Genomic DNA, 13,069 nt, shown 5'->3' with positions numbered 1-13,069 from the left:
CGCGGCGGTCTTGCCAGTAAGTCTTTATTCGGCGGCGCCGCGCAGATCTGCGGCGGTTTCCAGAACGGCACGGACAATCTTGTCGTAGCCGGTGCAACGGCAGAGATTACCGGCGAGCCAGTACCGCACTTCGGTCTCGCTCGGGTTCGGGTTTTTCTTCAGCAGGGCATCCGCCGCGACCAGAACGCCGGGGGTGCAGATGCCGCATTGCAGCGCAGCCGTTTCGAGGAACTTCTGCTGCAGCGGATGCAGCGCTTCGCCCTCTGACATACCCTCGATGGTGCGGATCTCATGGCCCTCAGCCTCTGCTGCCAGCATCAGGCAGGAGCAGACCAGCCGGTCGTCCAGGGTGACGCTGCAGGCGCCACAATCGCCGGAGCCGCAGCCTTCCTTGGAGCCGGTCATGCCGAGATTGTCCCGAAGCACGTCCAGCATGGTCTCGTAAGGCTCGCAGAGGAATTCCGTCGGCTCGCCATTGATGGTGGTGGTGATATGCATCTTGGCCATGTGCTCAGCCTCCCTTGGCGCGTTCGGCGGCGATGGCGGTGGTGCGTTTCAGCAGCACACCCGCGACTTTGGTGCGATAGGCAATGGTCCCGCGCTTGTCGTCGATCGGATTGCAGGCGGCGCTGCACGCGGCAGCGGCCTTGTCCAGCGAGGCATCGTCCAGCTTGGTCAGGACCAGGGCCTTGGCGGCATCTTCGACCAGCAGCACGGTCGGGGCGACGGCGCCGAGGCTGACACGGGCCGCGGTGCAGGTGTCGCCATCCATGGTCAGGCTGACAGCGCAACCGACGACGGCGATATCCATTTCCGTGCGCGGGATCATCCGCAGATAGGCGTCGCTGGAATGTGCGGGGCGAGGCGGCAATGTGAAGCTGACCAGAATTTCGCCGGGGGCGAGGCTGGTTTTGCCGGGGCCTGTCGGGACTTGTTCGACCGGTATATTGCGGCGTCCGTTCGGACCCTGAACCGTTGCGATCGCACCGGCAGCGACCAGGCCGGGAATGCTGTCGGCAGCAGGTGAGCCGTTGCAGAGGTTTCCTCCGGCGGAAGCGCGTCCCTGAACCTGTGTCGAGCCGATCAGGTTGAGGCCTTCAAGCACCCCGGGCCAGACCTTGCCGAATGTCGGGTGCTCTTCCAGAACGGCGCCGGACACGGCAGCGCCAATCCGGAAACCGCCCTCCGGCGTTTTCTCGATCGCACTCAGTTCCGCGACTTTCTTGATGTCGACGATCAGGCCGGGCTTGACCATGCCCGCGCGCATCTGCACCAGCAGGTCCGTACCGCCAGCCAGAATGCGGGCAGCGCCTTTCGCCGCAGCGTAAGCGCCGACCGCTTCATCCAGCGTCGACGGCGCTACATATTGGATATCTGTCATAAAGATTTTCCCAGCGTCGTTCCCCATTCCACACACCGGTTCCGCCACCACATTGGCCGGGAGCGATTTCTTCCGATACGTGAATTAGGGAAGGCTACACGGCGGGAGGGGCTCTGAACAACCCCGACGCGCGGGACCAGTCCTGTGCAAGGTGGGCAACAGTTGATATCACCCGCAAATTCATGCGGCGACCTGCACGTCCAGCAAAACCTGCCGGCGCTCCTTCGTGGCGATGGAAATGGCGCGTTCCAGCGCGGCGGGCAACTCGTCACCCCGTTCGACCCGCTCGACATGCGCATTGCTGGCGCTGGCCGTCTGCCGGAAATCCGGGCTTGGCGTAAGAGCCGTCAGCGGCACCTCGTTCGACTTCGCGGCATGGCCGTCCGGATAGAGGCCGACGACCGATTGCTGGACGGCGCCCCATTCGTGGTTGTTGAGGATCAGCGTGATAACCGGCAGTTCCAGCGCTTCGGCGATCTGGTGGCAGACCGTCGGGTTCGAGAACATGTAGGATCCGTCGCCCATTGTCGCGATCACCAGCCGGTCCGGATCGGCGAGTTGCGCCCCGAGGGCTGCAGGCAGCCCCCAGCCGAGACCGCCCGAATGGGGTTCCTGGAAGAAGGAGTTCACCTCGCGGCGGCTGAGGAAGCCGAGCATGGTGCCGAGCTCCGAATAGACGGTGGACGTGCGACCTTCGAGTGCCTTGCCAAGGCAATGACTGACCCATTGCTTGGTCATGGGGCCGCTGTTTCCTGCTTCGGCGGTGCGCACCATATCCGCCCGAGTGGCGGAGGATGCTGCCGCTATCTGCTCCCGGCGGTCGCGGATTCGGGCCTGGTTTTTCGGTTGTGCGTCGAGCGCGGCGGCGAGTGCCGGGATGGTGTCCGCGCTCTCACCCGCAAGGGTAATGGCGGATTTGAAATTGCGTACCGGGAAGCGGGAGAAGATCGGGTCGGGACCGAGATTGATGATGGTCGCATCGCTGCGCGGTTTGTGGATGTCCGGCTGCCAGGGAGCGAGACTGTCCAATATCAGGATGACGTCCGCCTCTTCGATCCATGGTGACGGGTTCGGGCCGACATGGCAGTCGTGATCCGTCGGCAGCGCCAGCTCGACAGCCCAGTAGGAGCAGACCGGGATGGCCCAGTCCGAGACCAACTGTTGGAAACGGGCAAAGCTCGACGCATCGCCGGCGCCGCGTTGAGCAATGATCAGCGGCTTTTCTGCATTGGCCAGAGCCATCGCGGCCGCCTGCAGGCTGGAGGCTTCGGGCATGATCCGGGCAGGCGCCAGAGCCCCGTCGGCGGTCAGGCCGTCGGCAGAGATTGTCTCGCAAAGGGCTTCCCGGGGCAGGGAGAGATAGGATGGGCCTTTCGGCGTCGAGTTCGAGATGGCGTAGGCCCGGTCCATCAGCTCGGTGATCTGTTCCGGATAGCGCAACTCGAAATCCCACTTGCAGCATTCCCGGACCATGCCGGCCTGATCCCGCATTTCCTGGCCCCAGCCGATCGGCACGGTGCGGGCGCCGAACCGGCTGTGCTCGGTGATCGGTGTGCGGCCGGACATCAGCAGCATCGGCACATGGGCGCAGGCTGCGTTGATGGCGCCGGTGACACCGTTCGACAGGCCGACATTGGTGTGCAGCATGACGGCGGGGCACTTGCCGGAGAGCTGGTAATAGCCGTGCGCCATGCTCATGGCCGCGTGCTCGTGCGGGATCGTCAGTGCCTGCGGCAGGGCGATGTCCTTTGCCTTAGCTTCGGCGAGGCCTTCGATGATCGGCGGGAAGTCCGTGCCCGAATTACAGAACACGTAATCAATGCCGAGCGCCTTCAGGCGCGTGAAGATGGCGCCGCCGGCGGTCATGGTTTCGCGCGAGCCTGACATTGTTCCTCCGGATATTATTCTGCTCTCGGTCTTTCGCCGAAATGCTGCTGTTCAGTGAAGTATTGATCGGAATGATCTGATTGACGACGGAAAGAGGGCGGGCAGATTTTGCCCGCCTTCTTCAGGTTCCCGTCGGTGCCAACTCAGACGTCGAAGAACACCGTCTCGTTCTCACCCTGCAGAATGATGTCGAACTTGTAGGCGCCGTCGCCGGTCTTCTGGGCGATCAGGGTTGGCACCCGGTTCTGGTGTTCTATCCGCGTCAGGATCGGGTCCTTGGCGTTGGCGTCGGCCTCGTCCGGGAAATACATCCGGGTCTGCAGGCCGATATTGATGCCGCGGGCGACCACCCAGAAGGTGATATGAGGTGCCATCATGCGGCCATCCGGAAACGGAACCGCGCCGGGCTTAACGGTTTCGAAAATCCACTCGCCGGTGCCGTAGTCGCCGGCCTTGCGGCCCCAGCCGGTGAAGTTCGGATCGGCCGTACCGCGATGTTCCTCCGGGCTAGGATAGAGCCCGTCCGCATCAGCCTGCCAAATCTCGATCATGGCATCTTTCAGTGGCGTGCCGGTGCCGTCATAAACGGTGCCGGATACCCTGATCCGCTCTCCCTTGGTCTTCTCGTTGACCATGGCTGTGCCGAGATCCTCGGGATAGACGCCCTCGATGCCGCAGAAATTCGGCACGCAGCCGATATGGACGTACGGACCGGCGGTCTGGCTCGGGCTTTCCTTCAGACGGTTGAGCGACTGCATCAGTTCCCCTCCAGCTTGTTTTCGAACAGGGTCGAGCGTTTGCCGCGCAGCACCATGTCGAATTTGTAGGCACGGGCATCCATCGGGATCGTGCTGTCCATGTCGAGCAGCGCGATCAGGCTTTCGATGCCGTCACTATGGGGCACCGTATCGACGATCGGGCATTTCCAGATCATCGGATCGCCCTCGAAATACATCTGCGTGATCAGCCGCTGGGCGAAACCCTGGCCGAACAGCGAGAAGTGAATATGGGCCGGGCGCCAGTCATTGCCCCGGTTCGGCCAGGGATAGGGGCCGGGCTGCACGGTCCGGAACTCGTAAGAGCCGTCCTCGCCGGTGATGCAGCGCCCGCAACCGCCGAAATTCGGATCCAGCGGGGCGATATAGCCTTCCTTGGCATGTCGGTATCGACCGCCAGCATTGGCTTGCCAGAACTCTACAAGCACGTTCGGCACGCCGCGTCCGCTTTCGTCCAGCACGCGGCCATAGACGATGATGCGTGGGCCGATGGCGCTCTCGCCCGACTTGGCGAAATTCAGGATCAGGTCATTATCCAGAGCGCCGATCATGTTGTGGCCGAAGACCGGACCGGTGATCTCGCTGAGGGTCTGCGGCATGGACAGCAGTGCCCGGCTCGGCGAGCGGGCGACCGAGGTCTTGTATTGCGGCGTCAGGGCTTCGGGCTGCCAGCCCCGGTCCCGGGCGAAGAACCCGCCTGCCGGCCTTTGGTTGCTAAGACTCATATCTCCACTCCCATCTCTCCATAAGTCTTCTTGATGATTTTCAGTGCGTGGTTTGCCGCCGGTACTCCGGCATAGACAGCGACATGCATCATCGCTTCCCGAAGGTCTTCAGGAGTGGCGCCGGTGTTCGCCGTGGCGCGGACATGCATGGCGACTTCGTCCCATTGGCCGAGCGCGGCCAGGAGGGCGAGGGTGATCATGGAGCGTTCGCGTTTTGTCAGCTTGTCGCTGGCCCAGACCGTGCCCCAGGCGCCTTCCGTGATGAAGCTCTGGAACGGCTCGTCGAATGCCGTCTTCGCCGCTTCGGCCCGGTCCACATGGGCATCGCCCAGCACCGAGCGGCGGATCTTCATGCCATTGTCAAAGCGTTCACTCATAGCGTCGTCTCTTCCCGATTTTGTGGTTTCTGTTTTTGTCTGTTCAGGCCGTCACCAGGGTGAGGGCGGGATAGCGGGCCTTGATCCGGTCGTCGTTCATGGCGACTTCGAGATTGCGCCGGGCAAGGCGGGCATGCTCGCGGGCAAGGGCCTCGGCCCGGCTGCCCTCGCGCAACTCAATGGCCTCCACGATGGCCCGGTGTTGCGATTGTGCCAGAACCAGAGAGCCATGAAACTCCGGCAGATCCCGCTGCACCATGAGGAGCGCGTTCGGGCTGGCGAAAGGCAGGGCGGTCAGCCGATCAAGCTCCCGTGCGATTACGGAACTGCCGCAGCTTTCCTTCACCAGCTCATGGAAGACTGCATTGCAGGCGGTATAGGCTTCGTGATCGAGGTCTTCACCCGGGACCTGAAGCAGCGCATCGATCTCCGACAGCAGCGTCCTGAAGGACATGGACTGGGCCGGGGAAATGCCCCGCTCGGCAGCGAGGCGCGCGGCGGTGCCTTCAAGCACACCGCGCAGTTCGATGGCATCGAGAATATCGTCTGTCGCGAATTTGCGGACGGCGAAGCCGCCGGACGGAATGGCATCCACCGCGCCTTCCTGCTCAAGCCGGGCGAGTGCCGCGCGTACCGGGGTGCGGGAGAGTTGCAGCCGCTCTGCAATGGCCGGCTCGCTCAACCGGGCGCCGGGCTCGAAGACGCCCGAGAACAGAAGCTCTCTGATGCCGGAGAGTGCACGCTCCGACTGACTCTGCCCCCGTTCCTGACTCTCGCTTTCCATCATCGCCGGTTCCTGATTCGATCTGATGAAGGAGGATAGTATGTGCTGCAGGAAAAGATGTATACACAATGGAGGTAGAAAATCACGAAACATAACAAAAACAGGCATGTTTATGATCGGTTTTGTTTAAGGTGTATACATCACGGCTTCGTTAGTGGCGTTTGCGATGTTTGAAAGCTGGCGCGCTCGCACGTCTTCCTCTTGCTGAGGTGCGGCCTCGGTGCCGTGCGATCAATCCGGCTGAAGGCGCGCAAAAAATAAGGAAATTGAGCTGTTTGCTTGATGGACACACCCTCCAAAGGATGTGCCTACTTTGACGCTCCGCAAGCATTCATAAATAGTCCTCGGCGATGAAAAACTATTCAACTATCATGTGTTAGATCGCATCGTTAGGTCGCCGTGTGAGCGCTGGAATGAGTCTCTCGACAAAAAATTTGCGACTGCGTCCGGTCATCCTGACGTTGTTCATCATACTGACGCTGCCGGTGTTTCTGACCATTGTGGCAGTGAACTACGTTTCGAATCAGGAAGCGGCGCATGTCCATGCGGAGGAGCTGCTTTACCGGTTCAATAACGAGGCAATCGACAATATCGAGCAATTGTTCGAGCCCATTAAGTCGCTGATCCGCAGTGCGGCAGCGCTCGGCGGGGAGCAGCCGGAGTTTTACGAGGCTAACGGCTCGATCACCTATCTCCACAGCATCCTCGAGCACAGCGATGTCATCATCAGTGCCTATGTCGGGCTGGAAGACGGCTCGTTCCGGCAAGCCCGGCAGATCGATCCCGAAGTCGAGGTGCAAGGCAGGCTGCCGCCGACAGGGACGCGCTACGCCGACCGCTGGATCGCGCGCGCGTCCGGTGAGGTGCCAGTCGACCATTATGTTTTCCTCGATGCCGGCCGGAGTGAAATCGGCCGTTCAGAAAAAGGCACCTCCTACGACCCGCGAGCCCGGCTCTGGTATGAAACCGCTCTGGCATCTGGCGGGATGTCCGTCAGCGATGTCGATGTTTTCGCCGTGCTGGATCTGGTCGGCTTCACCGTCGGCGCGCCCTTCTACGGGCCGGACGGCAACGTGCGCGGCGTTGCGGCTGCGGACATCACCCTGGACGGAATGTCGGATTATCTGGCCGAGAGCAATATCAGCTCGGGCACTGTCTCCTTCATCCTCGACCATCAGGGCGGCGTGATCGCCAATTCGCGGCAGGAAAAGACTTATGGCAGCCGGAATGGCCGTCCCGAGCTGATGCATGTGACGTCGCTTGGCGACGATCTGCCGGCAGTTGCCTTCAGTCTGCGCCCGCGTGACCGCGAGGGGATGTATACGATTGAGCATCAGGGCCGGGAATATGTTGCAAGCCTGACGACATTTCCGGCGTCTTTCGGCAAGGCGTGGCAACTGTTCGTCGTTACGCCGCTCTCTGATTTCACCAGCACGCTGGAGAAGCGGAACAGGCAGCTTTTCATATTCGGCCTGATCGCCATCCTGGTGCAGATCATCATCATCTACTTCCTGTCCGGGGTGATCTCGGCGCCGCTTGAGAGGCTGGCCGTCAAGGTGATGAAGATCAAGGACCTCGAGGTCGAGAGCCCGCTGTCGCTGCAGACCCCGATCCGGGAGGTTGCATTGCTCGGGCGCGCCATAGACACGCTCGATACAACGGTTAAATCCTTCGCATCCTTCGTGCCTGTCGATCTGGTGCGTCAGCTTCTCGACACGGACCAGAAGCTGGCGCTCGGCGGTTACAACAAGTTCCTCACGGTGTTCTTCTCCGATATCGAGGGGTTCTCGACCCTTTCGGAATCCACGCCATCGAAACAACTCCTGCAGCGGGTCTCGACCTATCTCGAGGCCGTGACCCGGGCGACCAAGCTGGAAAGCGGCACCATCGACAAGTTCATCGGCGATGGGGTGATGGCGTTCTGGGGCGCCCCAAACAGGCTGGACGACCATGCCATGCATGCCTGTTTCGCTGCCCTCAGGATCCAGCATGAAATGGCGCGCCTGAATGCAGACTGGACAGCGCAGGGCATGCTGCCGCTGAACATCCGTATCGGCATTCACAGCGATGCGGTTCTGGTCGGCAATATCGGGTCCTCGGACCGGATGAACTATACGGTCATGGGGGACGGCGTGAACATCGCTGCCCGCCTTGAAGGCATCAACAAGGATTACGGAACGCGGATCTGTATCAGCCATACAGTGTTCAAGGAGGCCGGTGACCGGTTGTGTGTCCGGCCAATCGACGAGGTTGCGGTCAAGGGGCGGCGGGGCAAGGTGCCGATCTATGAGCTGGTCGGTGCCTACGATCTTGAACCCGCCTTCGAGCCGGATGAGCGTCTTGTCCGGCTATGCAGCATGACACGCGATGCCTACGAGGCACTGGTCGCCGAAGATCTGGATCTCGCACTGGAACGCTACAACGCGATTCTGGCCGAGTATCCGGATGATACGGTGGCTGCGGAAATGGCGCGCCGGCTCACAGCTACAAGTGTGAAAGACACAATACCCACAGAAATTTCAGATTGAGCGATGTCTGTTTTACGAGAGATTCCCGTAGCGCCGTCCGCGCTTCGACCAAGCGAATATACAGCAGCCCTGATACATGCCCTGCATCTCGACATGGAGAGCATTCGGAACGCGCACGCGTTGGAGATGGGCTCGGGAAGCGGTGTCGTTCTGGCTGCTCTGGCGCATCTTGGGGCGGCCTCGCTTTGCGGCATCGATGTTGAGCATGACGCGGTCGCTGCGGGGACCCTGTTGCTTCAGGACCTCGGGCACGGACCACGCAGTCAGATCCATCGTGGTGACATGTGGCAGCCGGTCGCTGGCCGGCGCTTCGATCTGATCGCCGCCAACCTGCCGCATTTCGCCATGGAAGATCACGAGATCCCGGGGCGCCATACGACCTGGAGCGCGGGCGGGCCGGACGGCCGCAGGCTGCTCGATCCGTTCCTGTCCGGTTTGCGGGATCATCTGGCCGAAGGCGGCCGCGCGGTTTTGACCCATAATGGCTTTGTCGGCCTTGACGCATCGCGGGACGTTCTCGTCTCACACGGATTGACGCTTCGTGTCGTGAAGTCCGTGATGGTATCGATCGATCAGGATAAACTCGCCCTGATGACCCCGTCCGTGCTGCGGGAAGAGGAAGGGAAATCGATCCATCGCTATGGGCCTTACGCATTCGCTGAAATGCATGTTGTCGAAATTGCCGCCGAAGATCGGGGTTCGCATGCCAGGTAAATGGCGTTTTCTGCTGCTCGTTGCTGGGCTGCTGGTCACGGGCGTTGCCCCGGCGCTGGCGGAGACGCCGGACGCGGCGCTTGAACGCCTGCTGGATGAGGCCCGTGTTGAGGCTGAAACGCCGGGGACATGCGAGAAACCCGGCATCGATCGTCTGGTGCGCATTTTCTGTGAAGGCAAGATCAGGGCGGGTATCCGCGAAAAATATCCGCTTTTCGGCACGCGCGTAGGCGATGTGCGTTTCGGCTACGACGTGGACGTTGCCCGTGCCGTTGCTTCAAGGCTCGGGGTCGAGCCCGAGTTCACCAGAGTTAAGGCGGCGACCCGTATCGTCCTGCTCGATGAAGACAAGATCGACGTGGTTCTGGCGACAATGGGGCACAACACCCAGCGCGACAGCCAGGCCCGCTTTATCCGCCCGCACTATTACCAGTCCGAGACAGTTCTGATCGGGCCGAAAGAGCTGCCGGTTGCGGGCTGGGAGGATATTGCCGGGCGCAGTATTTGCGTGACGATAGGCAACGGCTCCAATGCCCAGATGATCTCCCATCAGGCCCGCCTCATGCTGTTCGAGGAGGCAACGGTGCTCCCCGTTCGCCTCGCGGACGAGACCTGCATGCTGGCGGCGCAGGACAACAGTTTCTTTGCTTCCTACTTCACCGATGAAGGTTTCGCCCGCCGGTTCGAGCCGAAATTCGGTTTCTCACAAGTGCCGTGGGGCATGGGCGTGGCCCGCACCGGCAGTGACCGGTTGGCAAAGGTGCTCGACCTGATGGGGCAGGTGTTTCACCGTACGGGTGTTTTCCTGGAGATCGGCAGAAAGAACGCTATCGCAACCGGGTTCCTGGAAGCTCAGAAAGAGGTTTGGGCCCGGCCGGAATGCAATACATCCGAAGGCAACACAGACCCGGCTTGCGTTCTGCCACCTCTCGATGCAGCTCTGGAGCCGACACCGTTCGTTGGAAATGTTGTCGCGGCGGAACAATGGATTGCGGAGCGGACGGGGCTGTCGGTGTCCCTGCCGATGTTCAAGACCATGCCCGCCTGGACACTGTTCCAGAGCGGTATCATCAATTCGCTTTATCTGGTCGTTGGTGCGCTGGGCGCGACGCTCTTCTTCGCCCTTCTCCTGGGAGCGCTGCAAAGCTCGGAAAATTCTATTGTCCAATGGGTCTTCAAGGCTCTCACCGTGATCCTGCAATCCTCGCCCGTGGTGCTGACTGTGGTCATCGCGGCAGCGGTGGCGCAGGAATTCTTCAGCTATTCGTCCGTGGTCGCGATTGGCGCTGCCATCGTGGCTCTGGGCCTGATGAATGGCAGTAACGCAGGGCAGGCCATTGGCGAGGCGATGCACACACTGCATGCGGAGAACGCGGGTAAGGATGTCGCCGAGACCAAGCTGTTCGGCCGTGCCGTAAGCCGCTCGGCGACCCAGATCGTCTCGTTCCTGATCAACGCGGCCAAGGGCACACCCGTCGCCGCCTTCATCGGCGCGCCGGAGTTGCTGAGTGCCCTGACGGATATCACCTCCTTCGCGAGCGGCAGGGCGACGACTTATACGATCCTGCTGATCTTCTACGTCCTCGTCGTCATGATCGTGGTCTGGCTTTGCGGCCGGTTGCGGGTGGCTCTGGAAAGGAGGCACGCGTAATGACCCAGTTTCCGGATCTCTACGAGTTTCTGCCGCAGTTGCTTGCCGGCATGGTGGTGAATTTCGAGATCGCCTTCATCGCGCTGGTCATTGGTCTCGCCCTCGGTGGATTACTGAGCTTACTCAGCCTCTCGGGCGGCCTTCTCAAGGCGATTGTAGCGACTCTGGTCGGGGTGATGCGGGCGGCGCCGACCTTTGTCGTCATGTTCTTCCTGCTGAACGCCATCCCGAGTGGGACGGCGATCACCATCGGTGAGCTGAGCATCGGTCTGGCGCCGTCGCCGCTGATGGCGGTGGCTCTTTCTCTCGTGCCTTATTCCGCATCGTACGTGGTGGACAACGGGATCGAGGCGGTGATGCAGTTGCGCCGGGGCTCGATGCTGGGGGCACTGTTGTTCCTGCCGAACATCACACGGGCCTTCTTCGTGCTGGTGATGTCTTCCAGTACGGGAGCTGCCATTGGCGTGAACGAAGGGATTGCAGTCATCCTGAGGGCGGCAGCGCCGATGACCTCGCTTGGGGACAAGATGGTCCTGTTCGCCATCGGTATTCTCTGCTTCGGGCTCACCCTGCAGGCGGGCTTCTTCCTGATGCGGGTGCTGCAACGCCGGCTTGGCCGCAGTGCACTGCCGGCCGGTTAATCAGACGGAGCTGCTTGCTTCCCGGCGGCATGCATGAGGCAGTGGTCCCAGTGCGGCTCGCCGCCGAAATGCTCGACCAGGACATCGATCAGCATGCGGACCTTGCCGGGGACATTCGCGCCCGGCGGCCGGATCACGTAAATCCCGAATTCCGGCGTCGGAAAGTCCGGCAGTACCGGCTCGACGGCGCCGCGCTCGATTGCGTCGGCCAGCATGAAGGTGGGGGCCGAAGTAATGCCCAGCCCTTCGATGGCCCAGGCGAGTAGCGCATCTCCATTGTCCGACCGCAACCTGCCTGACGGACGAACAGAAACCCATCTGCCGCCGTTTCGGAGTGTGAGATCCGGCTCGGCGCGGCCGGTATAGATCAGGCATTCGTGACTTGTCAGGTCGGCTGGCTTCTGCGGCCGGCCACGACGGTCGAGATAGTCCGGGCTGGCCACCAGAACGGAGCGTGCCGGACCGATCCGGCGGGCGATCAGGCTTGAGTCCTGCAATTTACCTATGCGTATGGCGGCATCGAACCGCTCGGCGATTAGATCAACCCTGCGGTCGCTGAAAGAAGCGTCGATCTCGAGTCGGGGATGGCGTTTTGCGAGCTCGGCGAGGACCGGCGCGACATGTCTGATGCCAAAGGATGTTGGTGCCGACAGACGCAGGCAGCCGACCACTTCACCGCCGTGCTGGGCGACGGCTTCCCGCGCATCGTCATATTCCGCGAGAATGCGCTCGCAGCGCGTGGTGAATTCGAGTCCGGCCTCGGTCGGGCTGATCCCGCGCGTGGTGCGGCTGAGCAGCACGGTACCGAGATCCGCCTCGATGCGGGCGATGCGGCGGCTGACGATGGATTTGGATATTCCGAGATAGGTCGCTGCCCGGTTGAACCCCCCGTTTTTCACCACTTCGAGGAAGCAGCGCATGTCCTCGATTTCGATCATTTGAGTGTTCCTCCAGAAGCAACAGTTCGATCCTCTGGGCGCGTATTCCGGACCGCATGACGGATCACTACCTTACTGGAAACACCCTGACCAGCAGACATTGGATCCAGATCATGTCGACCATTCTCGTTCTCACCAGCAGCGCCCTCGGCGATGCCTCCACTTCCGGACTGCTTATTGATGAAGCGGTTGCAAAACTTCAGGCCCAAGATCCGGGCGCGACCGTCATCCGCCGAGATGTTGGCGGGTCTCCGCTACCGCATCTTACCGAAAACACCGTCGGGATCATTCGCGGCGCCGAGGCGACAAATGACGAGCAGGCGGCCGCGAAAAAGCTGGCCGCCGAACTTGTCGGTGAGTTGATTGCTGCCGATACCGTGCTGATCGGCGCGCCGATGTATAATTTCGGCATCACCTCGACCCTGAAGACATGGTTCGACCATGTGCTGCAGGCGGGTGTGACGTTCCGCTATACCGAGAACGGCCCGGAGGGCCTGTTGAGCGGCAAGCGGGCGATCGTCGTCGAGACCCGTGGTGGCCTCTACAGCGAGGGGCCGGCCCAGGTAATGGATGCGCAGGAGCCGCATCTGCGCGGCATGCTCGGTTTCATCGGGATTTCCGACGTGACCTTCGTCCGTGCCGAGAAGCTCGCCTTCGGTGACGAGGC

The 13,069-nt window shown here is 61.5% G+C and carries 13 protein-coding genes; 5 read left to right on the top strand and 8 right to left on the bottom strand.

Features of this window, described 5'->3' with window-relative positions:
• Positions 1-24 precede the first annotated feature (24 nt).
• The 7 genes from IG629_RS08485 to IG629_RS08455 all read right to left on the bottom strand — a co-directional run bounded on the left by IG629_RS08485 (position 25) and on the right by IG629_RS08455 (position 5,933).
• Positions 25-507 (bottom strand): (2Fe-2S)-binding protein, encoded by a 483-nt coding sequence (locus IG629_RS08485; protein ID WP_028465705.1) that lies wholly within the window; start codon positions 505-507, stop codon positions 25-27.
• A gap of 4 nt (positions 508-511) precedes the next feature.
• The gene (locus IG629_RS08480; protein WP_193171525.1) at positions 512-1,381 is read right to left on the bottom strand and encodes an FAD binding domain-containing protein; all 870 of its coding nucleotides are present in this window, start codon (positions 1,379-1,381) and stop codon (positions 512-514) included.
• A 180-nt stretch (positions 1,382-1,561) separates the two neighbouring features.
• Positions 1,562-3,268, bottom strand: coding sequence for a thiamine pyrophosphate-requiring protein (locus tag IG629_RS08475; RefSeq protein WP_193171524.1), 1,707 nt, complete (start codon positions 3,266-3,268; stop codon positions 1,562-1,564).
• A gap of 143 nt (positions 3,269-3,411) precedes the next feature.
• Entirely contained in the window at positions 3,412-4,026 is a 615-nt protein-coding gene (gene pcaG, locus IG629_RS08470) for a protocatechuate 3,4-dioxygenase subunit alpha (RefSeq protein WP_226886556.1), read from the bottom strand.
• The gene (gene pcaH / locus IG629_RS08465; protein ID WP_193171523.1) at positions 4,026-4,769 is read right to left on the bottom strand and encodes a protocatechuate 3,4-dioxygenase subunit beta; all 744 of its coding nucleotides are present in this window, start codon (positions 4,767-4,769) and stop codon (positions 4,026-4,028) included. Before pcaH ends, pcaG begins: the two co-directional genes overlap by 1 nt.
• Positions 4,766-5,146: a 4-carboxymuconolactone decarboxylase gene (pcaC, locus tag IG629_RS08460; RefSeq protein WP_028465700.1), complete on the bottom strand. Its 381-nt coding sequence runs from the start codon at positions 5,144-5,146 to the stop codon at positions 4,766-4,768. Before pcaC ends, pcaH begins: the two co-directional genes overlap by 4 nt.
• 43 nt (positions 5,147-5,189) lie before the next feature.
• Positions 5,190-5,933, bottom strand: a complete 744-nt coding sequence (locus IG629_RS08455; RefSeq protein ID WP_226886555.1) for a GntR family transcriptional regulator — start codon at positions 5,931-5,933, stop codon at positions 5,190-5,192.
• Positions 5,934-6,343: 410 nt separating this feature from the next.
• On the opposite strand from IG629_RS08455, the gene IG629_RS08450 reads away from it, so the two are divergent.
• Genes IG629_RS08450 through IG629_RS08435 form a run of 4 tightly spaced genes read left to right on the top strand, consistent with a single transcriptional unit; the run spans position 6,344 to position 11,464 of the window.
• Complete coding sequence (locus IG629_RS08450) at positions 6,344-8,458, top strand: adenylate/guanylate cyclase domain-containing protein (protein ID WP_193171522.1); 2,115 nt, start codon at positions 6,344-6,346, stop codon at positions 8,456-8,458.
• Between the two features lie 3 nt (positions 8,459-8,461).
• Positions 8,462-9,172, top strand: a complete 711-nt coding sequence (locus IG629_RS08445) for a methyltransferase domain-containing protein (RefSeq protein WP_193171521.1) — start codon at positions 8,462-8,464, stop codon at positions 9,170-9,172.
• The gene (locus tag IG629_RS08440) at positions 9,162-10,823 is read left to right on the top strand and encodes a transporter substrate-binding domain-containing protein (protein WP_193171520.1); all 1,662 of its coding nucleotides are present in this window, start codon (positions 9,162-9,164) and stop codon (positions 10,821-10,823) included. Before IG629_RS08445 ends, IG629_RS08440 begins: the two co-directional genes overlap by 11 nt.
• Entirely contained in the window at positions 10,823-11,464 is a 642-nt protein-coding gene (locus IG629_RS08435) for a hypothetical protein (RefSeq protein WP_193171519.1), read from the top strand. Before IG629_RS08440 ends, IG629_RS08435 begins: the two co-directional genes overlap by 1 nt.
• Here the strand turns inward: IG629_RS08435 and IG629_RS08430 are convergent.
• Positions 11,461-12,402, bottom strand: coding sequence for a LysR family transcriptional regulator (locus IG629_RS08430; RefSeq protein ID WP_193171518.1), 942 nt, complete (start codon positions 12,400-12,402; stop codon positions 11,461-11,463). The two genes, IG629_RS08435 and IG629_RS08430, sit on opposite strands and share 4 nt — an antisense overlap.
• Before the next feature lie 113 nt (positions 12,403-12,515).
• On the opposite strand from IG629_RS08430, the gene IG629_RS08425 reads away from it, so the two are divergent.
• Positions 12,516-13,069, top strand: a 554-nt coding sequence (locus tag IG629_RS08425) for an FMN-dependent NADH-azoreductase (RefSeq protein ID WP_193171517.1), incomplete at its 3' end; no start/stop codon positions are given.

The sequence above is a fragment of the Nisaea nitritireducens genome, assembly GCF_014904795.1.
In the GTDB taxonomy this organism is placed as follows: domain Bacteria; phylum Pseudomonadota; class Alphaproteobacteria; order Thalassobaculales; family Thalassobaculaceae; genus Nisaea; species Nisaea nitritireducens.
This window is presented reverse-complemented; position numbering and strand designations above follow the sequence as displayed.